The organism is Streptomyces sp. NPDC002055 (assembly GCF_040296705.1).
GTDB lineage: Bacteria > Actinomycetota > Actinomycetes > Streptomycetales > Streptomycetaceae > Streptomyces.
Window position 1 is genome coordinate 130,831 of the sequence record NZ_JBEOXS010000006.1, and the last position, 26,336, is coordinate 157,166.

27 protein-coding genes are annotated in these 26,336 nt (G+C 71.0%); 11 read left to right on the plus strand and 16 right to left on the minus strand.

Annotated elements, in window-relative coordinates; translation table 11 throughout:
* Nucleotides 1-5: 5 nt before the first annotated feature.
* From ABT112_RS05175 to pssA, 4 genes are all read left to right on the plus strand, one after another.
* A complete protein-coding gene (locus tag ABT112_RS05175; RefSeq protein WP_351505702.1) occupies nucleotides 6-533 on the plus strand; it encodes a MaoC family dehydratase in 528 nt (175 codons plus the stop codon).
* The gene (locus tag ABT112_RS05180; protein WP_351505704.1) at nucleotides 533-1,738 is read left to right on the plus strand and encodes an acyl-CoA dehydrogenase family protein; all 1,206 of its coding nucleotides are present in this window, start codon (nucleotides 533-535) and stop codon (nucleotides 1,736-1,738) included. Before ABT112_RS05175 ends, ABT112_RS05180 begins: the two co-directional genes overlap by 1 nt.
* Before the next feature lie 168 nt (nucleotides 1,739-1,906).
* Nucleotides 1,907-2,554 (plus strand): phosphatidylserine decarboxylase, encoded by a 648-nt coding sequence (locus ABT112_RS05185; protein ID WP_351505706.1) that lies wholly within the window; start codon nucleotides 1,907-1,909, stop codon nucleotides 2,552-2,554.
* Nucleotides 2,541-3,392, plus strand: coding sequence for a CDP-diacylglycerol--serine O-phosphatidyltransferase (gene pssA, locus ABT112_RS05190; protein WP_351505708.1), 852 nt, complete (start codon nucleotides 2,541-2,543; stop codon nucleotides 3,390-3,392). Before ABT112_RS05185 ends, pssA begins: the two co-directional genes overlap by 14 nt.
* Before the next feature lie 793 nt (nucleotides 3,393-4,185).
* Here pssA and ABT112_RS05195 read toward each other — a convergent pair.
* Complete coding sequence (locus tag ABT112_RS05195) at nucleotides 4,186-5,358, minus strand: glycerate kinase (RefSeq protein ID WP_351505711.1); 1,173 nt, start codon at nucleotides 5,356-5,358, stop codon at nucleotides 4,186-4,188.
* Nucleotides 5,359-5,500: 142 nt separating this feature from the next.
* On the opposite strand from ABT112_RS05195, the gene ABT112_RS05200 reads away from it, so the two are divergent.
* Entirely contained in the window at nucleotides 5,501-6,007 is a 507-nt protein-coding gene (locus ABT112_RS05200) for an NUDIX domain-containing protein (RefSeq protein ID WP_351505713.1), read from the plus strand.
* Between the two features lie 275 nt (nucleotides 6,008-6,282).
* Complete coding sequence (locus ABT112_RS05205; protein WP_351505716.1) at nucleotides 6,283-7,026, plus strand: SIR2 family NAD-dependent protein deacylase; 744 nt, start codon at nucleotides 6,283-6,285, stop codon at nucleotides 7,024-7,026.
* Between the two features lie 98 nt (nucleotides 7,027-7,124).
* Here the strand turns inward: ABT112_RS05205 and ABT112_RS05210 are convergent, their stop codons facing one another.
* Nucleotides 7,125-7,697: a methylated-DNA--[protein]-cysteine S-methyltransferase gene (locus ABT112_RS05210; protein WP_351505719.1), complete on the minus strand. Its 573-nt coding sequence runs from the start codon at nucleotides 7,695-7,697 to the stop codon at nucleotides 7,125-7,127.
* A gap of 90 nt (nucleotides 7,698-7,787) precedes the next feature.
* Complete coding sequence (locus ABT112_RS05215) at nucleotides 7,788-9,404, minus strand: AlkA N-terminal domain-containing protein (protein ID WP_351505721.1); 1,617 nt, start codon at nucleotides 9,402-9,404, stop codon at nucleotides 7,788-7,790.
* A gap of 135 nt (nucleotides 9,405-9,539) precedes the next feature.
* Here ABT112_RS05215 and ABT112_RS05220 point away from each other — a divergent pair, with 135 nt between their 5' ends.
* Both ABT112_RS05220 and ABT112_RS05225 read left to right on the plus strand, forming a co-directional pair.
* On the plus strand, nucleotides 9,540-9,773 hold the full coding sequence (locus ABT112_RS05220) for a hypothetical protein (RefSeq protein WP_351505724.1): 234 nt from the start codon (nucleotides 9,540-9,542) through the stop codon (nucleotides 9,771-9,773).
* A gap of 2 nt (nucleotides 9,774-9,775) precedes the next feature.
* Complete coding sequence (locus ABT112_RS05225; RefSeq protein ID WP_351505726.1) at nucleotides 9,776-10,402, plus strand: Clp protease N-terminal domain-containing protein; 627 nt, start codon at nucleotides 9,776-9,778, stop codon at nucleotides 10,400-10,402.
* Nucleotides 10,403-10,585: 183 nt separating this feature from the next.
* Here the strand turns inward: ABT112_RS05225 and ABT112_RS05230 are convergent, their stop codons facing one another.
* Nucleotides 10,586-12,007: a phytoene desaturase family protein gene (locus ABT112_RS05230; RefSeq protein WP_351505729.1), complete on the minus strand. Its 1,422-nt coding sequence runs from the start codon at nucleotides 12,005-12,007 to the stop codon at nucleotides 10,586-10,588.
* A gap of 129 nt (nucleotides 12,008-12,136) precedes the next feature.
* The gene (locus ABT112_RS05235) at nucleotides 12,137-12,985 is read right to left on the minus strand and encodes an inositol monophosphatase family protein (protein WP_351505731.1); all 849 of its coding nucleotides are present in this window, start codon (nucleotides 12,983-12,985) and stop codon (nucleotides 12,137-12,139) included.
* Between the two features lie 617 nt (nucleotides 12,986-13,602).
* Here ABT112_RS05235 and ABT112_RS05240 point away from each other — a divergent pair.
* Entirely contained in the window at nucleotides 13,603-14,811 is a 1,209-nt protein-coding gene (locus ABT112_RS05240) for an ADP-ribosylglycohydrolase family protein (RefSeq protein WP_351505733.1), read from the plus strand.
* Nucleotides 14,812-14,866: 55 nt separating this feature from the next.
* On the opposite strand, the gene ABT112_RS05245 is transcribed toward ABT112_RS05240, so the two are convergent.
* The 8 genes from ABT112_RS05245 to ABT112_RS05280 all read right to left on the minus strand — a co-directional run bounded on the left by ABT112_RS05245 (nucleotide 14,867) and on the right by ABT112_RS05280 (nucleotide 20,986).
* Nucleotides 14,867-15,202 (minus strand): hypothetical protein, encoded by a 336-nt coding sequence (locus tag ABT112_RS05245; RefSeq protein WP_351505735.1) that lies wholly within the window; start codon nucleotides 15,200-15,202, stop codon nucleotides 14,867-14,869.
* A gap of 46 nt (nucleotides 15,203-15,248) precedes the next feature.
* A complete protein-coding gene (locus tag ABT112_RS05250) occupies nucleotides 15,249-15,905 on the minus strand; it encodes a hypothetical protein (protein WP_351505738.1) in 657 nt (218 codons plus the stop codon).
* A 52-nt stretch (nucleotides 15,906-15,957) separates the two neighbouring features.
* On the minus strand, nucleotides 15,958-16,338 hold the full coding sequence (locus ABT112_RS05255; RefSeq protein ID WP_351505740.1) for a hypothetical protein: 381 nt from the start codon (nucleotides 16,336-16,338) through the stop codon (nucleotides 15,958-15,960).
* 2 nt (nucleotides 16,339-16,340) lie between these two features.
* Complete coding sequence (locus tag ABT112_RS05260) at nucleotides 16,341-17,903, minus strand: DUF8616 domain-containing protein (RefSeq protein ID WP_351505742.1); 1,563 nt, start codon at nucleotides 17,901-17,903, stop codon at nucleotides 16,341-16,343.
* Nucleotides 17,904-18,261: 358 nt separating this feature from the next.
* Nucleotides 18,262-18,642 (minus strand): hypothetical protein, encoded by a 381-nt coding sequence (locus ABT112_RS05265; protein ID WP_351505744.1) that lies wholly within the window; start codon nucleotides 18,640-18,642, stop codon nucleotides 18,262-18,264.
* Nucleotides 18,643-18,837: 195 nt separating this feature from the next.
* Nucleotides 18,838-20,013 carry a methyltransferase domain-containing protein gene (locus ABT112_RS05270; RefSeq protein WP_351505746.1) on the minus strand — a complete coding sequence of 392 codons (1,176 nt, stop codon included), beginning with the start codon at nucleotides 20,011-20,013 and terminating at the stop codon, nucleotides 18,838-18,840.
* 467 nt (nucleotides 20,014-20,480) lie between these two features.
* Complete coding sequence (locus ABT112_RS05275) at nucleotides 20,481-20,738, minus strand: hypothetical protein (RefSeq protein ID WP_351505749.1); 258 nt, start codon at nucleotides 20,736-20,738, stop codon at nucleotides 20,481-20,483.
* Nucleotides 20,735-20,986 carry a hypothetical protein gene (locus ABT112_RS05280; RefSeq protein WP_351505751.1) on the minus strand — a complete coding sequence of 84 codons (252 nt, stop codon included), beginning with the start codon at nucleotides 20,984-20,986 and terminating at the stop codon, nucleotides 20,735-20,737. The genes ABT112_RS05275 and ABT112_RS05280 overlap by 4 nt, the downstream gene beginning before the upstream one ends.
* Before the next feature lie 176 nt (nucleotides 20,987-21,162).
* Between ABT112_RS05280 and ABT112_RS05285 the strand changes: the two genes are divergently transcribed.
* Nucleotides 21,163-22,005, plus strand: coding sequence for a DUF5753 domain-containing protein (locus tag ABT112_RS05285; RefSeq protein ID WP_351505754.1), 843 nt, complete (start codon nucleotides 21,163-21,165; stop codon nucleotides 22,003-22,005).
* A complete protein-coding gene (locus ABT112_RS05290) occupies nucleotides 22,002-22,211 on the plus strand; it encodes a DUF397 domain-containing protein (protein ID WP_351505756.1) in 210 nt (69 codons plus the stop codon). The genes ABT112_RS05285 and ABT112_RS05290 overlap by 4 nt, the downstream gene beginning before the upstream one ends.
* Before the next feature lie 130 nt (nucleotides 22,212-22,341).
* Here the strand turns inward: ABT112_RS05290 and ABT112_RS05295 are convergent, their stop codons facing one another.
* From ABT112_RS05295 to ABT112_RS05305, 3 genes are all read right to left on the minus strand, one after another.
* Nucleotides 22,342-23,343 (minus strand): TIGR03842 family LLM class F420-dependent oxidoreductase, encoded by a 1,002-nt coding sequence (locus ABT112_RS05295; RefSeq protein WP_351505758.1) that lies wholly within the window; start codon nucleotides 23,341-23,343, stop codon nucleotides 22,342-22,344.
* Between the two features lie 164 nt (nucleotides 23,344-23,507).
* Nucleotides 23,508-24,908 (minus strand): dihydropyrimidinase, encoded by a 1,401-nt coding sequence (gene hydA, locus ABT112_RS05300; RefSeq protein ID WP_351505760.1) that lies wholly within the window; start codon nucleotides 24,906-24,908, stop codon nucleotides 23,508-23,510.
* Nucleotides 24,909-25,053: 145 nt separating this feature from the next.
* Entirely contained in the window at nucleotides 25,054-26,331 is a 1,278-nt protein-coding gene (locus ABT112_RS05305) for an aspartate aminotransferase family protein (protein ID WP_351505866.1), read from the minus strand.
* Nucleotides 26,332-26,336 lie beyond the last annotated feature (5 nt).

Consider the following 26,336-nt stretch of genomic DNA (forward strand, 5'->3'; position numbering starts at 1 on the left):
GCACCATGCAGTTCGGACGCACCTACGAAGAGTTCGAGGTCGGGGCGGTCTACAAGCACTGGCCCGGAAAGACGGTCACCGAGTACGACGACCACCTCTTCTGTCTGCTCACCATGAACCACCACCCGCTCCACATGGACACGAACTACGCCGAGAAGACCACGGACTTCGGCAGGAACGTCGTGGTGGGCAACTACATCTACTCGCTGCTGCTCGGCATGTCCGTGCCGGACGTCTCCGGCAAGGCCATCGCCAACCTGGAGATCGAGTCGCTCAAGCACGTGGCGCCGACCTTCCACGGCGACACCATCTACGGCGAGACGACCGTGCTCGACAAGACGCCGTCGCGGTCCAAGTCGGACCGCGGCATCGTCCACGTCGAGACCAAGGGCTACAAGCAGGACGGCACGCTGGTCTGCGTCTTCCGGCGCAAGGTCATGGTGCCGACCGAGAGCTACATCAAGGAGCGCGGCGGCGAGCAGCCCGGCCGCCCGGAGCTGCAGGCCCCGGCCGAGAAGAAGCAGGTGAAGTGATGAGCCGCCTCGCGCAGACGCACGGTCTGACGGACATCCAGCAGGAGATCCTGTCCACCGTCCGGGACTTCGTCGACAAGGAGATCCTGCCGGTCGCGACCGAGCTGGAGCACCGTGACGAGTACCCGACGCACATCGTCGAGGGCCTCAAGGAGCTCGGCCTCTTCGGGCTGATGATCCCCGAGGAGTACGGCGGCCTCGGCGAGTCGCTGCTGACGTACGCGCTGTGTGTCGAGGAGATCGCCCGCGGCTGGATGAGCGTGTCAGGCATCATCAACACGCACTTCATCGTGGCGTACATGCTCAAGCAGCACGGCACCCAGGAGCAGAAGGACCACTTCCTCCCGAGGATGGCGCTGGGCGAGGTGCGCGGCGCGTTCTCGATGTCGGAGCCGGCGCTCGGCTCCGATGTGTCCGCCATCACCTCGAAGGGCGTCCGGGACGGCGAGGAGTACGTCCTCAACGGCCAGAAGATGTGGCTGACCAACGGCGGCTCGTCGACGCTGGTCGCGGTGCTGGCCAAGACGGACGAGGGGCACCCCGAGGGCACCGCCCCGCACAAGTCGATGACCACCTTCCTGGTCGAGAAGGAGCCGGGTTTCGGCGAGGTCCGGCCCGGTCTCACCATCCCCGGCAAGATCGAGAAGATGGGCTACAAGGGGGTTGACACCACCGAGCTCATCATGGATGGTCTACGAATCCCGGCAAACCGGGTTCTCGGTGGACAAACCGGACGTGGTTTCTACCACATGATGGACGGTGTCGAGGTCGGTCGCGTCAATGTCGCCGCCCGTGGCTGCGGAGTCGCGCAGCGCGCCTTTGAGCTGGGCGTTTCCTACGCGCAGCAGCGGCACACCTTCGGCAAGCAGATCGCTCAGCACCAGGCCATCCAGTTCAAGTTGGCCGAGATGGCTACCAAGGTCGAGGCCGCCCATGCGATGATGGTGAATGCAGCACGTAAAAAGGACTCCGGGGAGCGCAATGACCTCGAGGCAGGGATGGCGAAGTACCTCGCCTCCGAGTACTGCAAAGAGGTCGTCGAGGACGCCTTCCGCATCCACGGCGGCTACGGCTTCTCCAAGGAGTACGAGATCGAGCGCCTGTACCGCGAGGCGCCGATGCTGCTGATCGGTGAAGGTACCGCCGAGATCCAGAAAATGATCATTGGTCGTCGGCTGCTCGAGGAGTATCGATTCCAGGGGTAATTGTCCGCTTTGGGGCAACTTCTTCGAGAAGAAGATCACACCCTGCCATCGGTCTTCGGACACCGACTCGGCTCCTGGCTTGCCCAGTTGCCGCACGAAACCGATAGCATCCCGGAAAGCCGCCGTCCCCCATTACTGCGCGGCATTCATCCGCTACGAAGGTCATCCATGCCCCACAGCCAAACCTCTGCACCTCGCGGCCGGGTCCGCCTCGCGCGCGGAGCATCGCCGTGGCTCCTCCCGACCGTGGCCACTGCGGCCGTCAGCCTCAGCCGCGCCCGGCGCTCCGGGCGCTGGGCGGCGGCCGCTGTGCCCGCCACCGCACTGGCGGCGGGCATGCTGTGGTTCTTCCGCGACCCCGAGCGCGAGATCACCCAGGGCCGGGTGATCTCGCCGGCCGACGGTGTGGTGCAGAGCATCATGCCGTGGAAGGACGGGCGCACCCGCGTCGCGATCTTCATGAGCCCGCTGAACGTCCACGTCAACCGCGCGCCCCTGGCGGGCACGGTGACGTCCGTCGAGCACGTGCCCGGCGGCTTCGTTCCGGCGTTCAACAAGGAGAGCGAGAACAACGAGCGGGTCGTCTGGCACTTCGACACCGAGCTCGGTGACATCGAGATGGTGCAGATCGCGGGCGCGGTGGCCCGGCGCATCGTGCCGTACGTGCCGCAGGGCACCAAGGTGGAGCAGGGCGAGCGCATCGGCCTGATCCGTTTCGGCTCCCGGGTGGACCTCTATCTGCCCGAGGGTGTCGAGACGGCCGTCGAGGTCGGCCAGCCCACTATCGCGGGGGTGACTCGCCTTGACCGTGGTTGATCCGGAACCTCAGACCTGGGTCCCCGAGGCCGTCGAAGAGGTCGAGGACGACGACATGCCGCTGTCCACGCGGCTGTCGATAGCGGACACGCTCACGCTCGGTAACGCGACGTGCGGCTTCATGGCGGTGTACTTCACCACCACCGGCGTCCTCATCCCGCACCTGACGGGCAGCGAGGACGGCGGCATGGCGCGGCACAGCGCCGCGACCGCGGTGATCCTCATGCTCCTGGCGTCGGTCTTCGACCTCTTCGACGGGCTCGTGGCGCGCAAGCTGCGCAGTTCGGCGATGGGGGCCGAGCTCGACAACCTGTCGGACCTGATCAGCTTCGGACTGGCCCCGGCGTACTTCGTCGTGGTCTGGGGCATGGTCGTACCCGACGCGCACCAGCGGGTCTCGGCGGTGGCCGCGATCGTGGTGCTGCTGGCGGTGGTGCTCCGGCTTGCCAGATTCTCCTGCGTCACCCTGCGTGACGGCATCTTCCAGGGCATGCCGAGTCCGTTCGGCGCGCTGACGGTCGTCTCGATCGTCCTGCTGGAGCTGCCGTTCATCCCGACGCTGCTCGCGATCATCGGCGTGGCCTGGCTGATGGTGAGCCGGGTCGAGTACCCGAAGCCGCGGGGACGGCTCGCGGTGGCGATGCTCGGCTGGATCGTGCTGAGCATGGGCCTGCTGGCTGCCTGGGCGTTCGACGCGCCCGGCGGACAGCTGCTGCTCCAGACCGGCTGCGCGCTCCAGGTGGTGCTGGGCGCGGTGATCCCGCTCTTCGCCACGGCGCGGCGGGTGAACACCTTCCGGGACAACCGGCGCGAGGCGCGGGCGGCACAGCTGCCGTAGCGCGACGCATGCCGAGCCGCCGGGGACGGCGGCAGAGGGACGGCCTCGAGGGCCCCCGAGCGAACTGCTCGGGGGCCCTCGTCGTGTGCGGGGCGCCTGGCCCGTACGGGGGCCGTTCCCGCGCGGGGGCGTCCCCGTGCTCCGGACGGCCTCGGGGGCTCCGGACCCGCCCTGGGGTGCTTGCGGGGCGGTGGAGGGCCGTGGGAGCCGGTCGGGGCCTGTGGGGCCGGCCCTGGGCCGGCTGCGGCGTGGCGGGCCAGGGCCAGGTGAGGGGGCGCCTGCCATCGCCACGGGGCCGGCTCCGGGTGTGCCGGCGCCGGGTGCGCTGGGCCGGGGTGTGCCGGCGCCGGGTGCGCTGGGCTGAGGCGGCCTGGGGCCCTGGAGCGGCGGATTCCGGCGCGGGTGCATTCGGTCACGCAGGAATTTCGGCGGAAATGCACTCCGGGGCACGGATCGGTGGGCGGAATTGCCGTCCGGGCCTTCGAATCGAAATACACGGAGATTCCGGCGGACGGTTCCCCCGTCCGCCGGATTTTGTCTTTTCTTTTACCGTGGAGTGGAACGTGAAGCTTTTTCACGTCGTTCCGCGCCGAAGTCCCTTTCGGTACCCGTCGAGCGGATTCCGCCCGCCATCTCCCGCGAAACGGTCATGCCCTGCCTTGTCGCTTTATCGGTCTCCCCGTACCCGGCCGCCCGCGGTCTCGTCCGTCCCCGGTCCGGCCCGTCCGCGGGCCGTCCGTCGTCGTCTCCCCTGCCCCGCGTGCGCTCCGGACCGCGTGCGGTCCGGAGCGGGTCAGCGGACGAGGTCGCGCACGAGGTGCTGCGCCAGGCGTTCCAGGAGCGGGCCCGCCTCGGCGATGCAGCGGGCGGCGTCCGGTTCGAGGTCGGTGAGGGCGTAGGCACGGCGGATCCCGGCGGTGCGCAGGGCCTTCTCCGGGAGTTGCAGCCGGCCGCAGACGGCGACGACGCCCACGCCCCGTTCACGGGCCGCGGCCGCGACACCGGCCGGGGCCTTGCCGTGCAGCGTCTGCTCGTCGAGCGACCCCTCGCCGGTGATGACCAGATCGGCGCGGCCGAGGGCCGCCGCGAAGCCCAGGACGTCGAGCATGATGTCGATGCCGGGCCGGAAGCGGGCGCCGAGACCGACCAGGGCCCCGTACCCGAGGCCGCCGGCCGCCCCCGCTCCGGGGGCGAGGGCGTGCTGCGCGGCGGACGGGCCGACCGCCTCCTGAAGGACCGTCGCGTAGTGGGCGAGGGCGGCGTCGAGCGTCGCCACGTCCTCCTCGCCGGCTCCCTTCTGCGGGCCGTAGACCGCCGCGGCGCCCTCCGGGCCGGTCAGCGGGTTGTCGACGTCGCCGGCCAGCACGATGTCGGTGTCGGCGATCCGCGGGTCGAGCCCCGTCAGATCGGCCGTGACCAGCTCGCGGAGCGGCGCGCCGCCGTGGGCGACCGGGTCGCCGTCGACGTCCAGGAGCCGGGCGCCGAGGGCGGCCAGCATGCCCGCGCCGCCGTCGGTCGTCGCGCTGCCGCCGACCCCGAACACGATGGTGCGGGCACCGGTGTCCAGGGCGGCCCGGAGCAACTCGCCCGTGCCGTACGTGGTCGCCGTCAACGGCGCGAACACCCCGTCGGGCAGCCGGCGCAGGCCCGAGGCCTCCGCCATCTCCACCACGGCGGTGTCGCCGTGCACCGCGAACGCCGCGGTGCGCGGGGCACCGAGCGGCCCGGTGACCTCCACCTCGTGCCGCTCGAAGCCGGCGGCGACCGCGGCCTCGACCGTGCCGTCGCCGCCGTCGGCCACCGGCAGGGACTCGACCCGCAGTCCCGGAGCCGCGCTGCGCAGTCCGGCGGTGAGGTGCTCGGCGACCTGTACGGCCGTGAGGGACCCCTTGAACTTGTCCGCGGCGATGAGAACACGCCCCGTCTCAGACACTGCTGCGTCCGCCACCTTGCCAACCCCTTGCATTTTCGAACAGGCAGTCGCGCCGCTGCGACCCTATCCGCCGGAGGGGCGCGCTGTCAGTCTCCGCGGACGGGCCGAAAACGGACTTTGAGGTGCGGAAACGCGTCCGCGAGCGCGTTGGAGGGCAGCGGCTACCCTCGGGGGAATGACGATGGACTATGCGACGTACATCGCCGGGCTCCCACGGGTTCTGGCCGGCGCGGGCGTCATCTTCCGGGACGCGCACGAGCGCCTGCTGCTGGTGGAGCCGAACTACCGCGACGACGGCGCCTGGATCCTGCCGGGCGGCACCGTCGAGTCGGACCGGGGCGAGACGCCCCGGCAGGCGGCGCGGCGCGAGGCGGCGGAGGAGATCGGCCTGGACATCGAGCCGGGGCGGCTACTCGCGATCGACTGGGTGCCGGGCGCCGGCCGGCCCCCGCTGGTGTCGTACCTGTACGACGGCGGGGTGCTGGACGAGGCGCTGCTGACGGCGGTCCGGCTGCAGGAGGCCGAGCTGACGGACTGGCGGCTGGTGCCGCAGGACGAGATCCAGCGCTACTTCGAGGCCGGCATGACCCGCCGGGTCCGGGCCGCGCTGGGGGCCCTGGCCTCGGGCACCGGGACGGTGGAGCTGGAAGGCGGACATCCGGTTCCGGCCCCCGGGCACTGACGGCGGTCCGGGAGGCGCAGCGATGCGGCCAGCGGCCGGAGGGAGCGCCTGCCCCCGCCGGCCGGGCGCCCACCGGATCGGCGCCCTTCGGTTCGGCGCCCATCGGATCGGCGCCCATCGGATCGGCGCCCGTCGGTTCGGCGTTCATCGGCCCCGCGTTCATCGGCGCGGCAGCCGTCGGTCCGGCAGCCATCGGACGCGGGGTGGTTCGCGGCGGAGCGCTCCCCGGCGAAACGCGGTCGCCGGAGCGGCGGCGCCGTGCGTACCCTCGCGGCATGAGCAACGGTACGCGGCCCCTCGTGGCGGTTCTGAGCGGTGCCGGGATCTCCACCGATTCCGGTATCCCCGACTACCGCGGCCCGAACGGGCTGTGGCGGAAGGACCCCGAGGCCGAGAAGCTCGTCACCTACGCGTACTACATGGCCGATCCCGCGATCCGGCGCCGCTCCTGGCGGATGCGGCAGGACAGCGCCACGCTGCGCGCACAGCCCAACGCCGCGCATCTCGCCGTGGCCGAACTGGAGCGGTCGGGCGTGCCGGTGCGGGTGATCACCCAGAACGTGGACGGTCTGCACCAGCTGGCCGGGATGCCGGACCGCAAGGTGTTCGAACTCCACGGCACCGCACGGGCCGTGGAGTGCACCGGCTGCCGGGAGCGCTCGTCGATGTCCGCGGCGCTGGAGCGGGTCGCGGCGGGCGAGGAGGACCCGCCGTGCCGGGTGTGCGGGGGCATCCTCAAGTCGGCGACGGTGATGTTCGGTGAGCGGCTGGACCCCGAGGTGCTCGGCTCGGCTCTGACCGTCGCGAAGGCGTGCGACGTCTTCATCGCCGTCGGCACCAGCCTGCAGGTGCAGCCCGCCGCTTCGCTGGCGGGCACCGCGGCGCAGCACGGCGCGCGGCTGATCATCATGAACGCCGAGCCGACCCCGTACGACGAGCACGCCGACGAGCTGGTGCGCGAGCCCATCGGTACGGCGCTGCCGGCCCTGCTGCGGCAACTGGCCGACGAGACGGGCTGAACGGGCGGGTACCTCCGAACTGCCCTGTCGTACCGCTTCGCCCCTCCCCCGGTCGTCGGGCGCGTCACCCGGCGGTCCTCGTCATCCGGCGGTCCTCGTCACCCAACGGTTCGCGTCGCGCCCTGCCCCGTCCGTGGGAGGAGCGCGTGTGCCTGCGCCTGCGCCTGCGCCTGCGGGAAGAGGGTGTGTGCGGCGTCGCCCGACTCGTGGTCCAGGAGACGGCGTTTGCGGTCGATGCCGCCGCCGTAGCCGGTGAGGCTGCCGCCCGCGCCCACGACCCGGTGGCAGGGGACGATGATGCCGATGGGGTTCCGGCCGTTGGCCAGGCCCACCGCCCGGGCCGCGGAAGGGAGTCCGAGGCGGCCGGCCAACTGCCCGTAGGAGACGGTCCCGCCGTACGGGATGTCCCGCAGGGCGGTCCAGACGCGGCGCTGGAAGGGCGTGCCGTCCAGCCGCAGGGGCAGGTCGAAGGCGGTGAGTTCACCGGCGAAGTAGGCGTTGAGCTGCTCCACGGCCGCGGTGAACGGTGTGTCGTCCGGCGTGCCGAAGGTGTCCTCCGGGGGGCGGTGCCGCTGCTCGGTCATGTAGAGGCCGGAGAGGGTGCCGTCGGTGGCCACCAGGGTCAGCGCCCCGAGGGGGCTGTCGATCACGGTGTGCGTGCGCTGTGACATGCGGTTGCTCCTGGCTCGGGTGCCGTCGCGGCGGCCGGCCTGCGGTTGGTGCGGCCGGGGTCAGCCGGCCTGTTGTGGGTGCGGCCGGGGTCAGCCGGTCGGTAGGTGGTTGATGGGGTGGTCGTCGGTCGCCCAGAGGTACTGGACGGCGTACGCCCGCCAGGGCCGCCAGGCCTCCGCGCGGGCGGTGAGGGCCGCGGGGGTGCCGGGCAGGCCTGAGGCCCGCGCTGCGCGCCGCAGTCCGAGGTCGGTGGGGAGGAAGGCGTCGGGGTCGCCGAGGGCGCGCATCGCGACGGTCTCGACGGTCCAGGGGCCGATGCCCGGCAGCGCCGCGAGCCGTTCCCGTGCCGCGCCCCAGTCGCTGCCGGCGCCGAGGACGATCCGGCCGGCGGCGAGTTCGGCGGCCAGGGTGGTAAGCGTGGTGCGGCGGGTGCGGGGCAGGGCGAGCCGCTCGGGGTCGAGGGCGGCCAGGGTGTCCGGTTCCGGGAAGAGGTGGGTGAGCCCGCCCGCGGGGTCGTCGACCGGGTCGCCGCAGTCCCGGACGAGCCGGGCCGCGTGGGTGCGGGCCGCTGCGGTGGACACCTGCTGTCCGAGGACGGCCCGTACGGCGAACTCGGCCGCGTCGACCGTCCGCGGGACCCGGCGGCCGGGGTGCCGGGCGACCAGCGGGGCGAGGACGGGGTCGGTCCCCAGGAGGCCGTCCACGGCGACCGGGTCGGCGTCGAGGTCGAGCAGCCGGCGGCAGCGGCTGATGGCGAGGGTGAGGTCGCGCAGGTCGGTGAGGGCGAGGGTGCAGGCGACGTGCCCGGACTCGGGGCGCAGCGCGACGACTCCGTGGCCGTAGGGCAGGCGGAGGGTGCGGCGGTAGGCACCGTCGCGCCACTCCTCGACGCCCGGGACGGCGGTGGCGGCCAGGTGCCCGAACAGGTTGTCCGGGCAGAGGGGTGCCCGGTACGGGAGCCGGAGGGAGAGCGTGCCGGTGACGGCGCCCGGTTCGGGGGCGGGGGTTCCGGTGGTGGCGGAGGGGGCGGGGCCGGCGGGTGCGCCGGTGTTGACGGAGGCTCGTCCGGTGCTGGGGGCTTGTCCAGGGACGGAAGCTCGTACGGTGCCGGGAGCTCGCCCGGTGCCGGGGGCTCGTCCGTTGCCCGCGGCCCGGTTACGCAGCTCCGACGGGGAGAGGGCGAACACCTCGCGCACCGTGTCGTTGAACGTGCGGATACTGGCGAATCCGGCCGCGAAGGCGACGTCCGCCATCGGCAGGGCGCTGGTCTCGATGAGCAGCCGGGCGGTCTGGGCCCGCTGGGCCCGTGCGAGGGCGAGCGGCCCGGCGCCCAGTTCGGCGAGCAGCTGCCGCTCCACCTGGCGCGTGCTGTAGCCGAGGCGGACGGCGAGCCCGGAGACGCCTTCACGGTCGACGCAGCCGTCGGCGATCAGGCGCATCGCCCGCGCGACGAGGTCGGCCCGCTCGTTCCACTGCGGCGATCCGGGGCTGGCGTCGGGGCGGCAGCGCTTGCAGGCGCGGAATCCGGCCTGCTGAGCGGCGGCGGCGCTCGGGTAGAACTGCATGTTCTCGGCCTTCGGCGGCACCACCGGGCAGCTCGGCCGGCAGTAGATGCGCGTGGTCAGGACCGCGGTGAAGAACCAGCCGTCGAAACGGGCGTCCTTCGAGCGGACGGCGCGTACGCACCTCTCGGTCTCGGTGTGCATGGGTTCCAGCATTGAGCACGGGAGGCGCGGCGGCTGGCGAGAATCCGACATCGATGTCGAGGCGCGCACCCGGCCCCGCACCTCGTTCGTCAATGACGGTTGACAAGAGAATCCTGTCACCCTAGGTTGACACGTATGACGGAAGCAGCTGGAACGGAAGCGAGAGAGGCCGTGGACACCGCGGAGGCCGCCCTGAACGGCGACCCCGCCGTCGGCCTGCGCGCCGTGGCCGCGCTGCGCCGGCTCGTCGAACGGCTGGAGGCGCTCCAGGTCGACAGCGCCCGGCGGCACGGCTGGTCCTGGGAGGAGATCGGGGCAGCGCTGGGCGTGAGCCGGCAGGCAGTCCACAAGAAGCACGCCAGGAGGTAGAGATGTTCGAACGCTTCACCCGGCAGGCGCGCACGGTCGTGGTACAGGCCCAGCAGGAGGCCAGGAGCCTGGGGCACACCGACATCGGCACGGAGCACCTGCTCCTCGGCGTGCTCGCCCAGGACGGTCCCCCGGTGGCGGACACCCTGCGCCGTCGGGGCATCACGGCCCCGGCCTGCCGAAGCGCCGTCGAAACGGTGCTCGGCCGGGGGAACGCTCCGGCCGCCGACGGGGCCGACGACGCGGAGGTGTTGCAGGCGCTCGGCATCGATCTGGACGAGGTGCGCAGCCGCGCGGAGCGGACCTTCGGGCCCGGCGCACTCGACGCGCCCGCGGCAGAGCCGGTCCCGCGGTCGCGGAGGCTGCTGCCGTTCCCCCTGGGCCGCAGGCGGAACCGGGACGGCGGCCGCGGGGGCCACATCCCGTTCGCCCCGCGGGCCCGGCGGGCGCTGCAGCGGTCCCTGCGTGAGGCGGTGGACATGAAGTCCCGTCACATCGGCGTGGAGCACCTGTTGTTGGGCCTGCTCGACCCCGCGGACAAGCTGACGTCGGAGGTGCTGCGACGGCTGGGCACCGAGCCCGGGACGGTACGGGCCGATGTGCTGGCCGACCTCGCACGGGCGGCGTGACGGGGCAAGCGTCGCCTGGGACATGGGCACCTGAGCGGGCGCGGATCGTCTGAACCGTCGCGCGGCCATTGGGGACATGGGCGGCCTGACCGAGCCGGGTGGCGTGCCGGGTCACGGGCCCCTGACACGCTGCCCAGCACTGATGAAGTCCTCGGCGGCTACGGGGCGGAGGCCGTGCCGCGGTCAGCGGTGCGGTGCGCGCAGCCTCCGCCAGACCGCGCGGGCGGCGTGGTGACCGCACATGCCGTGCACTCCCCCGCCCGGCGGCGTCGCCGATGAACAGAGGAACACCGCCGGCCGGGCGGTGGCGTAGGGGACCCGGGCCGCCTTGGGGCGGAGCACCGACTGAAGGCCGTCGAAGGCACCGCACCCGATGTCGCCCCCGACGTAGTTGGCGTTGCGGGCGGCCATCTCCGGGGGCCCGGAGACGGCGCGGGCCAGGACGAGGTCGCGGAAGCCGGGAGCGAACCGCTCGATCTGCCGCTCGACGGCCTCGGTGGCGTCCCCGCGCCAGCCGTTGGGGACGTGTCCGTACGCCCAGAGGATGTGCCGGCCCTCGGGGGCCCGGCTCGGGTCGACGACGGTGGGCTGGGAGGTGATCAGGAAGGGGGTCCGGGGCGGCCGGCCGTGCACGGCACGGTCCAGGGCGTCGCCGATCTCCCGGACCGACGCCCCCAGATGGACCGTTCCGGCCCGCCGGGCCTCCGCCGCGGCCCAGGGCACCGGTCCGGCCAGCGCGTAGTCGATCTTGAAGGCTCCGGGGCCGTAGCGGAAGGACCGGTAGGTGTTGCCGAGTCCGGCGATCCGGGCCAGCGCGGTGGGCGAGGTGTCGAAGACATAGGCACGGGCCGGCGGGAGGTCGTCGAGCCGCTTGACGGTCGTACCGGTGTGGACGGTGCCGCCCAGGGCCCGCAGATAGCCGGCGAGGGCATCGGAGACGGCCTGCGAGCCGCCCCGCGCCACCGGCCAGCCGTGCGCGTGCGCGGCGAGCGCGAACAGCACGGCCAGACCGCCCGTGCTCATGCCGCCGAGCGGCGCGATGGCGTGTGCGGCCAGTCCGGCGAACAGCGCACGGGCCTTCGGATCGCGGAAGCGCCGGTTCAGCAGGGTGGCCGGCTGCGGACCGAGCGCCGCGAACCGGGCGAAGCGCACCGGGTCGCGCGGCACTCCCAGCCACGGCGGACGGAGGAAGTCCGCGGCCAGGGAGTCCCAGTGCCCGAGGAACGGGGCGACCAGACGCCGGTAAGCGCCCGCGTCGCGGCTGCCGAGCGAGGCCGCCGTCTCACCGACCGTGTGCGCCAGCACCGCGGCCGTGCCGTCGGGAAACGGGTGCGCCATCGGCAGCTCCGGGTGCAGCCACTCCAGCCCGAAGCGGTCCAGGGGCATCGCGTTGAAGGCGGGCGACCCCGCGCCGAACGGATGGACGGCGGAGCAGGGGTCGTGCCGGAACCCGGGCAGGGTGAGCTCCTCGGTGCGCGCCCCGCCGCCCACCGTGGGCTCGGCCTCGAACAGCGCCACCGCCATGCCCCGCCGGGCGAGTTCGACGGCGGCGGTGAGCCCGTTCGGCCCGGCCCCCACCACGACCACATCGAGCATCGACGCCACCGCAGGACCCCTTCGTCGGACGGCCGGACCCCACGGCCTCCTCGCTCGGCCGTTCGGGCTCCGCCCAGGATAGGTGGCCACCCGCCGGAGCCGGCCCGTCCGGAGTGGCCCGTCCGGACCCGGCGGGGCTCAGCTGTCGGCCGCGCCCCGTATCAGGTCGAGGATCCGCCGGGCCGACGCCGCGTCCCGGGCCGCCGTGAACGGCAGGGCGTTCCCGCCGGCCAGCCGGAACCGCTCGCCCGCGACCGTGGCACTCGCCCCGCCCGCCTCGGCGACCAGCAGCAGCCCCGCGGCGTGGTCCCACGCGTTCTCCCAGCCGAAGGCGACGGCGCCGAGGCTCCCTTCCGCGACGGCGAGATACTCCAGCCCCGCCGAACCGCACGGCCGCGGCGCCAGCCCCGGGACCTCCAGCCGCCGGAACGCCGCGGTCTCCTCCGGCGAGGTGAAGTCGGGGTGCGAGGTGGCGACGGTGAGGGCGGCGTCCGGATCCGGGGTGCCGCAGCGCAGCGCCGCGCCGTTCAGCCAGGCTCCGGCGCCCCGCACCGCGACCGCCATCCGGTCGGACGCCGGGGCGTACGTCCACGACGCGTACAGCTCGCCCCGGTGCGCGAGCGCGACGAGCGTGGCGAAGCCCGGGTCGCCGTGCACGAACTGCCGGGTGCCGTCGACCGGGTCCACGATCCACACCGGCGCGTCCCCGCTCAGCGCCTGGACGATGTCCGGATCGGCGTGCACCGCCTCCTCGCCGACCACCACCGACCCCGGCAGCAGCTCGGCGAGCGCGGCGGTGAGGTGCTCCTCGGCGAGCCGGTCGGCGACGGTCACCAGGTCGTGCGGTCCGTTCTTCTCGACGATCTCGTGCTCGGCGAGCTGCCGGAACCTGGGCAGGATCTCGGCCGCGGCCGCTTTGCGGACCGCTTCCTCTACGGCGGACAGGTTGCGGGCCGCGTCGGCCCCGAAGACGAAGTCATCGATCATTCACCCATCGAACCACGCACCGCCGACACCCCGGCCGTCGTGCGGGGGACAGGGCGATGGCCTGCGGGTTAACGGCGGAGAAGAGGCGACGGGACGGGGTGACGGGGGCCACAGGGGTGGGGTTGAGGCAGGCGCCTCGGACCCCGGCGCACGGCTCCGGGGGCTGTGCGGCGGCACGTGCCCCGGCGCCCTCCGACGAGCGGAGCGCCTGCGGGGTGTGGCGCGGCCCGCCCCGGCCGGCGGCCGACCGCGTACCCCTGCGCGCCCCGGGGATGGCCCCCGCCGACAGCACCCGGTGGCCGGATCCCGGGCCACCGCGCACAGCCGCCCCTCCGACCAGGGCCCCCGACGGTCACGTCGTGGCCGCGGCGCGGGCCGGCCGGAGTGGCCCGTGCCCGTCCCCGCCGGGGCGGGCCGCACCGCCCGATACGCCCGACGGTCACGACGTGACCGTCGGGGCCGCAGCTCGCCGATCGCCTCCGCGCCGATCACCTCCCCGCCGATCTCCTCCGCGCCGATCCGCGACTCGACCGAACGACTGCGTGGCCGGCCGACACGTGGCCTCCACCGACCGCCGCGTTACGGCGCACGGCCCGCACCGGTAGTACACCGGAGACATGACTGCGCAACGCACCGCCGTTCTCGACAGCCGCAGCCTCGACGACCGGGTCCTCGGCGGCTGGCTCGGCCGGATCGCGGGCAACATGCTCGGCAAGCCCGTCGAGCGCGGCGATCACTGGACCCGCGAGCGGATCGACCGCTATCTGCGCCGCACGGACGCCCTCCCCCTCACCGACTACCTCCCGCCCCCGCCGGCCGGAACCGATACGGCGCCCGGTGGCACCGATACCGCACTGGGCAGAACCGGTACAACGCCGGGCGGAACCGGTACGGCGCCGGGCGGAAGCGATACGGCAGCGGGTGGAAGCGATGGAACAGCGGGCGAGTTCGAACTGCGCCCGGAGTGGCCGCAGTGCACCCGCGGCAACATCCGGGGCAGCGTCCGCGACGACGACATCGACTACACGATCCTCGGGCTGCACCTGCTGGAGACCCACGGCTTCGGCTTCACCACCGAGCAGGTCGGCGAGCTGTGGCTGCTCCGTCTCCCCTATCTGCAGACGTTCACCGCCGAACGCGCCGCCTACCGCAACCTGGTGAACGGCCTGCGGCCCCCGGCCACCGCGACCGTCGACAACCCCTGCCAGGAGTGGATCGGGGCCCTGATCCGCGCCGACATCCACGGCTTCGTCTCCCCCGGGGATCCGCAGCGCGCCGCCGCCCTCGCCCGGCGCGACGCCGTGCTGTCGCACACCGGGAACGGCGTGTACGGCGCGATGTGGGCCGCCGCGCTCGTCGCCGCCGCCTTCACCGCGGCCACGCCGCGGGCGGCCCTGGAAGCCGGACTGGAACAGATCCCGCCGGGATGCCGACTCGCCCGCACCGTCCGGCACACCGCCGCCCTGTACGACGCGGGCACGCCGTGGGAGGAGACCCTCGACGAGCTGGACCGCGAGGTCGGCCGACTGCACTGGATCCACACCCTGCCCAACGCCGCCGTGCTCACCGCCGGACTCCTCTACGGCGAGGGCGACTTCAGCACCACCATCGCACTCACGGTCCGAGGCGGCCTGGACACCGACTCGGCCGGCGCCACGGCCGGTTCGGTCGCGGGCGTCCTGTGCGGGGCCTCGGCGATCCCCGCCCAGTGGACGGAACCTCTGGAGGACCGGGCGCGCAGCGCCGTCTTCGGCTTCGACGGGGTCCGGATCAGCGAACTGGCGGAGCGCACCTGCCGGTTGGCGGGGCGGCATGCCGACGGCTGAGAGGTGTGCGGGCCGAATCAGCGTGCGCATGCCGCGTCGGTCCGGGTCGCCTCCGTCAGGTGTCGCCCTTGTCCTTCCCCCGCTTCTCCTTCTTCTCCTTGACCGACAGGCTCTGCGCGAGCTTGTGGTCGAGCTTCTTGAATTCGCGTACGACGGCGTCGGACATCTCGGCGAGGGCCGTGAGTTGCTGGGTGATGTCCTCGCGGCCGTCCTCCCAGTTGGATTCGAAGTCCTCCAGCGCGTCGTACACGCTGTTGTCGCCGAGGTCCTCCTGGTAGGAGTCGAACAGCTTCTTGGTACGGTTCAGGCGGTCCTTGACGGACCGCAGCCGACTTCCGTAGTCCTCCAGTTCGCTGAGCGGCAAAGCGAGGTCGCTCTTGCCGTCACTCATGCCCGTCCCCCTCGGAATGTCGTCTCTTCTTTCGGACCCGCTGTCGTCAGACAAAGCGGAATGTGCTGGTCACCGCGTCGAAGATGTCGTGGAACGCCTCGGCCAGGTCCAGTACCGGGCTGGCTCCGGAAACGAGTACGACCTGCCCGGCCCCACCCGGCACGGGGATGTACGTCTGGGTCAGCGCCATCCGAAGCGTGCGGCGGTCGCCCTCGGCGACGGGAACGTCCTCCACACCATGGGTGCGGGCCACGGTACCGACGTCGGGAATCTCGACCGTCGTCACGGTGCGCCAGGCGTCGCCCTCCCGGCACGGTGTGATTGGGCGGAGGCTCTCGGCGATGACGCGAGGGTCGGTCGAGAGAGCCGTGCCCTCCTTGTTTCGGGCACCGACGAGCGAGACGGTGATCGTTGCGGTGAGCGGCACCCCGTCGAAGTTCTCTGCCATGCAGCCCAGGTACAAGGCTCCGGAGTCGTGGGCATCCTTGGCCATCCTGCCGAGCACCGCCGTCAAATCGGCGCGATGGGGAGCGAGTTCAGGAACCTCGCGCACCCGCTCGTCGACGAGCCGCCGGATCGTCGCCGTGCGGCCCTCGGGACGGATGTCGAATTCCCACCACGACTCCGGAACCGACAGGGCAACCCCCTGGAGGGGCTCACCCGGATGTACCGCTTCCGGTTCGGAGTGCACCGCGCCAGTCATTTTCCTCGCTCTGCTCTGTGTTCTGCACCGGTGTTCATTGCACGGACGATCTCTAGTCGGGCATAGGAATTCCGATGGCCTCGCCGATCTCCATCGCGCGGTCCTCCGGGATTTCAGGGGAGGTGAAGTCCACCGACTCGATGTGCTGAAGAAACTCGGCGGGCGGCGCCACCTTGTGGTAATGGACGTAATCAGCCCAGGCGAGATCCCATACCCATACACCGTCGGTCATCACGCCGATGCGCACCCGCATGTTCTCGTTGTCGGAGAACGGGTCGGGCACCGTGCCCGGGGAAAGGATCAGAGGCTCGGCGGTCTCCAGGAATGTCGACAACCTGTCGGCGAACTCATCGGAACCGGCGAGGGAGTCGGCGACACCTTCGCACTCACTCTCGGGCTCACCGATCCGTCGGGGTGCGGGTACGTTCACCATGGCTACGACTCTCCCTTAGGGAAAAAGGTTTCAAATTTTCCGCGCAGCGAAGGATGGATTCCCGTGCCGGCGTCGTTGAACGGCGCCACCGCTGTCCGTCCGTTGGACCAGACCCAGAGGAAGTCGTTCGGCGCCTCCACCGACGTGCCGAGGTGGTTTGCCAGATTCTGCGCGAATCCATCGGCTTTCATGCCGGTCTGGCAGGACAGGAGTCTAACAGGCTGACCATTCCAACCATGAGCCTTCATCAGCGAGGCAACCTCTCGGTGATTGAAGTTGTGCCAGTTCTCGGGAAGGTGCGCGGCACCGTCCTTGATCTGATAGCCGACGCTGCCCGGCGCGCCGTGCATACCCACGTCGAATGTCCCCTTGTTCTTGATCTTCTGCATGCTTTTGAGCAGCTGATCGTCCGGACGGAAGGCCAACATTCCCGCCCTGCCGTCCTTGAACGCCTGGACATTCAGGTTCAGCGGCTTACCGCCCCGGCCGGCGAGCCCCTTGACAGCGGTGGCAACCCTTACGGATCCGTTGCGGATGCCGTTGGACAGGTCCTTGAGACCGCCGCCGATGCCCTTCATGGCACCGCTGCCGAGGGCTCGGAGACCGCCCGCCTTCCAGAGTTTTCCCAGCTTGGCCAGGCTGGTGAACCCCTTGGTGGCGGGTATGCAGTCGAGGACCGCCCAGGCCAGATCGCCCCAGCCCGCCGTACCGTTGGCCATTTTTCGTATCGTGTCGGCGAGCACGACGAGCGCGGCGGCGAAGACGAGCCAGCCGAGCGGCCCACCGACAATCATGACGATGATGCCGACGATCGCCACAATCCACTTGCAGACCGTGACGATGGTGTCCCAGTTGTCGACCACCCAGTCGGCAGCCTCTTCCCACCAGTGCCGGTTGGGGATGCCCGCGTCGGATGCCTCGTTGAGCTTCTTGACCGTGCGGCGGGCGGCCTCTTCGCGTAGCCCCTTGGCCTGACCGGCCAGCTTCTTCGCGGCTTCCAGGGCATTCTGAGCGCTGTCGACGTCCCGTTGGACGGACGCCTGGTGCTCCTTGGCACGAGTGGCGTTGCGCGTGGCCTGCCGGACGTCGGCCTCATCGGGCTTCGGGACATCTTTCCCGGCGGTCTTGTCCGAGTCGTAGGCATCCGCCTTCGAGGTGGCCGTCTTCACCCAGCCGTTCGCCCCGGTCAGAGCGGACTGAGCGGTACTGAGCTCATCACGGGCCTTGCGCCCCTCGCGCAGCGCCTTGTCCGCCTTGGTCTGGGCTTCCTCGAGGTCGGGCCAGTACGAGGCCAGGGCGTCACCGGCGAGGTTGTAACTCTTCTTGAGTTTCTTCAGCTTGCCGGGGGCGTCCTCGAACTCCTCGATGAACGCATCAGCAGTCTTTCCCGCCCATGAGAGAATGGCCTCCTCGCCCGCCATGCCCTTGATGTCCCGCAGGACGTCAGAGACATCGTCGGCAAATGCGTGCAGGTTCCGGGCGAGCTTTTTCACCCGGTCCGGGTCTCCCGGAGTCGGATCGCCCTCCAAATCGAGTATGTGCCAGTCCGTGGGCCTGTGCGACATCTTTCCCCCCGTCAGCACATGCTGAGTTGCTGTCGAATGATCGTAAACCACCCTGCAGACAACGGATGTTGGGGGCATGGCACGCCACTCAGCGGCCGGACTTCGGACCGGACTCCGACTCGACATTTACGGGGCACCGAGACAAGGCGGAACAGATCGGACTTCCCTCCATGCGCTGTCCGGTAGTCCTGGCGGATCAGCGCACGGCGTCGGATGCGGGGCGCCGCAATACGGAGGGACGTCCGGATACCGGGCGTATCCGAACGTCCCGACAACGCGGCCCGGGAGTACTTTCAGCGTCGGCCGCGGGAGAGCCGTAGCCGGCACCGGGCGCGCGCCAGGGATTACGGGGCGGCCCTCAGTCGGGCATCGGAAGTCCGATCTCCTCGCAGATCTCCAAGGCGCGATCCACCGATATGTCAGGAACGGTGAAGTCGACCGACTCGATGTGCTGAAGGAATTCGGCCGGCGGCGTCACCCTGTGGTAGGCGACGTAGTCCGACCACGCTACGTGCCACACCCATACGCCGTCGGTCACCATGCCGATGCGCACCCGCATCTTCTCGCTGTCGGAGAACGGGCTCTGCCCGGTACCCGGCGCGAGAATCAAGCCCTGGGCGCTGCCCAGGTACCTGGACAGTCGGGCGACGAACTCGTCGGAGCCCGAGAGCGAGCCGACGACAGCGTCGAATCCGGCCTCGGGCTCACTGATACGGAACGGTGCAGGGACGTTCGCCATGGCACCAATTCTCCACTCGGCATCGGCGCTTCTCCGCCGGGGCCCGGGCTCTTCGGCGCCGGCCCGCTCACAACGGGATCCAGGCCCCGTCGGGCATGCCCCCTCAGACGTTCTCCTCGCCGACCGACCCCGCAGATCCCCCGCCCCGTCGGCCCCGCCCATGCGCCACGGGGTCACGCACGGACGGGGCCGGTCTCAAAGGGTCCAGGAGTTGGCCGGGTCGTCCAGCCACACCCTTTCGCCCTCCGCGGTCACGGTCAGACCGAACCGCGATGGTTCCGGGCGGCCATGGCCGTCCCACCACTGGAACGCGGCCTCCACGTCGTCCCACAACCGGCGGGGGCCGGATTGCCAGACGCGCGCCGCCTTCCCGTCGCGGAACATGCAACAGGCCCAGGACCGGTCGCTCAGGCTGTAGAACCAGACCGGCCGCGCGCCGTCGCGCTTCTCCGCCTCGACAAACGAGCACTGAGGGACGCGGAGTCCCATGGCGAAGCGCTCCGGACCGAATTGCTCCCCGACGAACTCCGCTTCGCTGATCGTGGTGGATGACTCGTCGCCATCCGCCACGCTCCGCTCCACGTACTCGGAGTGCGCCCGGGGGACGAACCGTTGGGACCGCAGCTTCATGAACTCCACGGGCCCCGTGAAGGCGCCCGAAGCGCTGTGGCCGTCGGGCGCCACCACCAGGCGGGCCACCGCGTCGGCGTGGCTGTAGTTCGTGCCCCACGGGGCCACGATGACCCCACCGGGCCGGCACTGCTCCACCCACGCGAACGGGACGGAACGGAGGCCGCACGTAGCGATGACCCGGTCGTACGGCGCCCCCTCCGGGTAGCCCTCGACCCCGTCGCCGTGGACGATGTGGACCGGGATTCCCAGCCGCTCCACCGTGGCCATGGCGCTCGTGGCCACCGCCCGGTCCACCTCCACCGTGGTCACGCACCCCGGCCCCGTCCGGTGGGCCATGAGCAAGGCGTTCCAGGTGGTGGCGGTGCCGATCTCCAGGGCCTGGTGGCCAGGCCGGAGATCCAGCGCCTGGAGCATCCGGAACACCACGGAGGGCATGGACGCGGAGCTGGTCGGCACCTGCCCCGGTTCGGTGCCGGTGTGCTTCCCGTCGTCCCATTGCGTCACGATCGGTACGTCGGAATCCGCGAACTCCTGCCACCTGGCGGGGTCGTCCGCCTTGGACACGGCCACGCTCCGGCCGGCCGCCATGTCGAACGGCCACATGAGGTCCGGCAACACGGTGGAGCGGGGAACGGCCGCGTACGAGGGTGCCCAGTCGGAGGAAAGGGCCCCTGAGGACAGGAGGACACGCCCCAGCCCGTCATGGCTGGGGCGCTCCCGTGGTGCGTCAGTGGTCACGGGGTCAGGCACCCTTGGGCGGGTTCGGCTGACCCGGGCCACCGTCGGGTGACGGGGGCTGATGCGGGCCCGGGTACGGCTCGCCCGGGAGGCCGTCGCCGCCACCGTCGGTCGCAAGAATCATGATCACTGCTCCTCCAGGTATCTCTCGGTGATGGTGCACCCGTCCGACTGCCGCTGTCCGTTGGACAGTCGCCCGGGGTCTTGCCCGCCCCTCTGCCACGATCGCTCAACAACGCGGGGGACGCCGGAACGGTTGTCCGGCAAGGGGGCGGAGTCCGGGGCCAACCGGCGGCCGGCTCACTCCTCGTCGCCTCTCGTCTGCGGTGGGGCACTGATGCTCACGGCCGTCCCGTCATGCCGCGGGTGACGTCGGAGCAGCACCCGACAGTCCACCGCCTTCGTCCGGTCGCCGGCCCTTTCGGCCGCCTGTAGATCGCGTTGCAGCTCAGCACACCGGGTGCAGCTCACGACATGCCTCGCATCCGGGCCCGCTGGAGCTTCGCCAGGGCCTGGAGCTGTCGCGCTTCGCGCTCGGTGCCCGGTCGCAGACGGCCGCAGGCCACTTCCCAGGTGAGTCCCGTGGGCCGCTCCAGTCCGATCATGAGGCCCTTCACCGTGCGCACCACGGCCACCATGTCGGCGTCCTTGTCGAAGACGACGGACCCGATCGTGATCCGTTCGGGCGACATGGAGAACTCGGATGGTGCCGCTCTCCTGGTCACGCCCGCACCTCCCTTCCGTGGGGATGGCCCGCGATCACGCCGTTGAGGCTCCGGACCTCCAGTGAACGGCCCGCCCGGCGGGCCTCCTCCCGCTCCCGGCCGCAGGATTCGCACACGTCGCACCCCTGGACGGGGACGGGCTCCAGCTTCCTCACGGTGTCCGGAATCGGCTGTCCGGGGCCGTCTTCGGCTCCGGGCGCCTCCGGGATCACGACGTCGGCGGACGCTGCAGCTTTTCGATCAGTCATCCGAATCCCTCACTGTGTGCAGCTGATTGGTGACAAGAGTGGGGTAGGAATCGGTACTGTGAGGAGAGATTCAGCGCCCAACCTGGGTGTTGGTCAGGCCGACATATGCGTACGCCGTTGACCGGCCTAAATGACGCAACGACCGCACGTGACCAGGTCAATGGTCAGGGGGAGTTATGAACTCTAACGGAGAAGCAACAGGGGGCGCCGAGGGCGCATACGACCCGCGTCGACAGTTCGCGGAAGAGTGCCGGAGCCACCGGGAGCTGTACCCACCAGGGCCCCTGAATCAGACTCAACTGGCCAAGCTGGCCAGCACATCAAAGAGCGCAATCAGCCGCGTTGAAACGTGCATGGGCCCCATCCCGTCCGGCCTTCCCGCCCGGCTGGACCAGGTCTTTTCGACGGACGGACTGTTCAAACGCCTATATGAGGAGATCACCGCCCAGTCGTTCCCGGTGCACTCCCGCCGACGGATTGAGCTGGAGCCAAAGGCCGTCAGCATTTCGGCATGGTCGCCCACGGTGGTGCCTGGCCTCCTTCAGACAGCGCCATACGCGCGGGCACTTCTCCGGGAAGGTGACCCGCGTGCCAGTGATGACGAAGTGGCGACACTGGTCCGGGCACGAATGGCGCGACAAGAAGTACTCAAGGGCAATTCCCCGCCGGACTTCTCCGTAGTCATCTGCGAGTCCGTACTTCTGCGGAATGTCGGGAGCCCCGATGTGATGCGGGAACAGCTCTCCGCATTGCTCGCCCACGGTTCCCGGCGAACCACCGTGCTACAGGTGATGCCACTATGTGCTGAGACGCACGGTCTCATGGACGGCTCCATGTCCATTCTGACCACCGCAGACGGCCCGCCCGTGATCTACACCGAGGGCATCAGATCAGGAACGATCATCGAAGATCCCTCCACGGTGCGTCACCTCTCACGGTCTTACGATGTACTCACCGCTTCAGCACTCTCGCGTGACGCGTCGGCCCACATGATCCGAAAGCTTATGGAGGCATCGTGATTCCCCTGACTCACCCTTGGGTCAAGTCCAGCTACAGCAGCCAAGACGGCGGCGACTGTGTGGAGTGGTCCCCGGCGCACGTCAGCGCCCACGGCACCGTTCCCGTCCGGGACAGCAAGGACCCGGAAGGCCCGGCCCTGATGTTCGAGCCCGCCGCGTGGTCCGCGTTCGTTACCGGTGTGCAGGCCGGGGAATTCCCCGCGTAGCGCGCATACGCCGAAACGCCGCAGGCCCCCTCCCGTATGTCCAGGAGGGGGCCTGTGGGCGCCCGGCTGCCGTGCCCCCGCCGGGACCTCCACGGCGCTGCGGGCACCCGTCTCGCGGGCGACGCCGCGCTCAGCCGTTGAGGGCCGGGATCACCTGCTCGCCGTAGGCGTCGATGGTGGCCTCCTTGGCGTCGTGCATGGCGTACAGCGCGAACTGGTCGACGCCCAGATCCCGCAGGGCCCGGAGCTGCTCGATGTGCGCCTGTGGCGGGCCGAGCAGACAGAAGCGGTCCACGATCTCGTCGGGGACGAAGGCGGTGTCCGGGTTCCCGGTCCGGCCGTGGTGGCTGTAGTCGTAGCCCTCGCGGGCCTTGATGTACTCGGTGAGGGCCTCGGGCACCAGGCCGGAGTGCTCGCCGTAGCGGGAGACCAGGTCGGCCACGTGGTTGCCGACCATGCCGCCGAACCAGCGGCACTGCTCCCGGGCGTGGGCCAGGTCGTTACCCACGTAGGCGGGCGCGGCCACGCACATGGTCAGGGAGTCCGGGTCGCGTCCGGCCTCCTCGGCCGCGGTGCGCACGGCCCGGATCATCCACTCCGTCAGGAACGGATCGGCGAGCTGCAGGATGAAGCCGTCCGCCTGCTGCCCGGCGAGGGCGAGGGCCTTGGGGCCGTAGGCCGCCATCCAGACCGGCAGCTTCCCGTCCTTCACCCAGGGGATGCGCAGCGGTGTTCCGCCGACGACCGCTTCCCGCCCCTCGGCGAGGTCGCGGATGACGGACATGGACTCCCCCAGCCGGGCGAGGGTGTTGGGGGGCCGGCCGGCCACCCGCATGGCGGAGTCCCCGCGGCCGATGCCGCAGACGGTGCGGTTGCCGAACATGTCGTTGAGGGTGGCGAACGTCGACGCGGTCACCTCCCAGGTGCGGGTTCCCGGGTTGGTGACCATCGGGCCGACGGTCATCCGCTCGGTGTGTTCGAGGATCTGGCTGTAGATGACGAAGGGTTCCTGCCACAGCACCGCCGAGTCGAAGGTCCAGCCGTGGCTGAAGCCGTTGCGCTCGGCGCGGCGCATCAGGCTGACGACGGACGAGGCGGGCGGGTCGGTCTGCAGAACGAGTCCGAAGTCCATGGGCACAGCTGCTCCTGTTCGGGGTACTGCCCTGATCGGTGTCTTGCCCTGATCGGTGTTGCCCTTGATCGGTGTTGCCCTGTTCGGGGTACGGCCCGGTCCCGAGGTTCGGCCCCGGCGGGGGGGCCGCCCGGTCGGGTCCGGACGGTTTCGTGCGGGGGCCGCTAGTCCACGTACTGGCAGGTGCCGCGCGGTACGTACTGGCCGTGTCCGGCACGGCCGGTGAACTCCCGCTCGGTGATGACCGGTTCGCCGCGGGAGAGCACGGTCTCCACCCGGCCGGTGATCCGCTTGCCCTCGTACGCCGAGTAGTCGACGTTCATGTGGTGGGTCTCGGCGGAGATGGTCTGCTCGGCGTGCGGGTCGTAGACGACCACATCGGCGTCGGCGCCCGGGGCGAGCGTGCCCTTGCGCCCGTGGAGCCCGAACATCCGGGCCGGGGCGGCGCAGGCGATCTCGATCCAGCGGCGGCGGGAGATGTGCCCGTCGACGACGGCCTGGTGCAGCAGGTCCATGCGGTTCTCGACGCCGGGCAGCCCGTTCGGGATCTTGGAGAAGTCGCCGCGGCCCAGCTCCTTCTGGCCCGAGAAGCAGAACGGGCAGTGGTCGGTGGAGACCACCTGGAGGTCGTCGGTCCGCAGGCCCCGCCAGAGGGCGGCCTGGTGTTCCCGGGGCCGCAGGGGCGTGCTGCACACGTACTTGGCGCCCCCGAAGTCCGGCTCGGCGAGGTTGTCGGTGGACAGGAAGAGGTACTGCGGACAGGTCTCGCCGAAGACGGGCAGCCCCATGTCCCGGGCGCGCGCCAGCTCCGCGACCGCCTCCTCGGCGGAGACGTGCACCACGTACAGCGGCGCCCCCGCCACCCGGGCCAGCTGGATGGCCCGGTGCGTGGCCTCCGCCTCCAGCAGCACCTTGCGCACCTCGCCGTGGTACCGCGGGTCGGTGCGTCCCGCCGCGAGGGCCTGTTCGACGAGGACGTCGATCGCGATGCCGTTCTCGGCGTGCATCATGATCAGCCCGCTGTTGGACTCCGCGCGCTGCATCGCCCGCAGGATCTGCCCGTCGTCGCTGTAGAACACCCCGGGATAAGCCATGAAGAGCTTGAACGAGGTGATCCCCTCGGCGACCAGCAGGTCCATCTCCTTCAACGTGCCGTCGTTGACGTCGGAGAGGATCATGTGGAAGCCGTAGTCGATCGCGCAGTTCGCGTCGGCCTTCGCGTACCAGGCGTCGAGCCCTTCCCGCAGGCTGTGGCCCTTGGTCTGCACCGCGAAGTCGACGATGGTCGTGGTGCCGCCCCAGGCCGCTGCCCGGGTGCCGGTCTCGAAGGTGTCGGAGGCGAAGGTGCCGCCGAAGGGCAGCTCCATGTGGGTGTGGGCGTCCACGCCGCCCGGGATGACGTACTTGCCGGTGGCGTCGATCGTCCGGTCGGCGGTCCAGCCCTGGGCGAACTCGTTGCCTTGGGCGGCGAGGGCGGCGATGCGGCCGTCCTCGACGAGGAGGTCGGCGTGGATTTCCTCGGCCGCGGTGATGACGAGGCCGTTGCGGATGACGGTGCGCGTCATGGCTGCCGTCCTTTCGCTTCCGGGATCGGATCGGCCGGGTGGTGCGCCCCGGCCGGAGGAAGTGTCCGGGCAGGAGCGAGTGTCCGGGCCGGAGGGAGCGTCCGGGCCCGGCCATCGCCCGCCGCACGCCGGGCGTCCGCGCCCGTCATGGCCGGCGCTCCTTCTCCATGTCGGCCTGCACCCGGCGCAGCGCGTCCTCGAGCAGGGCGGCGCCCTCCTCGGCCTCGGCGACGCTCAGGCTGAGCGGCGGGGCGACGCGCAAGCTGTGGCCCTCACGGCCGCCCTTGCCGATGAGCAGGCCGTTCTCCCGGGCGTATTCGAGGGCGAGCCCGGCGGCGTGGGCCGACGGCGCGCCGTCGATGTCGGTCAGTTCGAGGCCGATCATCAGGCCCCGGCCGCGGACCTCCCGTACGACGGGGAGCCCCGCCGCGACGGCCCGCAGCCGCTCGATGAGGAGTCCGCCGACGCGCCGGGCGTTGCCCTGGAGGTCGTGTTCCAGCAGGTAGGTGAGGTTGGCGAGGCCCGCGGCCATGGTGACGGGGCTGCCGCCGAAGGTGGAGATGGAGTTGGCGTCCAGGCTGTTCATCACCTCGGCACGGGCGACGACGCCGCCGATGGACATGCCGTTGCCGATGCCCTTGGCGAAGGTCAGCATGTCGGGCGGTCCCGAGGCGCCGTGGGCCTGCCAGCCCCAGAAGTGCTCGCCGGTCCGGCCCCAGCCGGTCTGCACCTCGTCGGAGATCCAGAGGATGCCCTGCCGCTGGAGGACGTCGCGGAAGGCCGCGAACAGGCCGTCGGGCGGTGCGGTGAACCCGCCGACGCCCTGCACCGGTTCGGCGATCAGCGCGGCCACCGAGCCGTGCTGGACCTGCGCGAGCATGTCCTCCAGGTCGGCGACGCACGCCGCGATGAACTCCGCGTCCGACAGCTCCGCGAACGGGCCCCGGGTGCGGATGCCGCCGTGCAGGTAGAGCGTCTGGAGCGGGGACAGGGTGGTGGGCGACCAGCTGGAGTTGCCGGTGATGCCGACGGTGGAGAAGGAGCGCCCGTGGTAGCTGTTGCGCATCGCCAGGATCTGGTTCGACCGGCGGTACGCGGTGGCGAGCAGCAGCGCGGCGTCGTTCGCCTCGGTGCCGGAGGTGGTGAAGAAGACCCGGGCGTCCGGGATTCCGGAGAGCGCGGCGATGCGTTCGGCCAGGTCCACCATGGGGCGGTTGAGGTAGAGGGTGGAGCTGTGGATGATGCGCCCGGCCTGCTCGCTGACGGCCTTGGTGACCTCGGGCAGGGCGTGGGCGGTCATGGTGGTGAGGATGCCGCCGAAGAAGTCGAGGTAGCGGTTGCCGTCGGCGTCCCAGACGTGGCGGCCCTCGCCGTGGGTGATCTCCAGGGGGTCGCGGTAGTAGAGGGCGAGCCAGTCGGGCATGACGG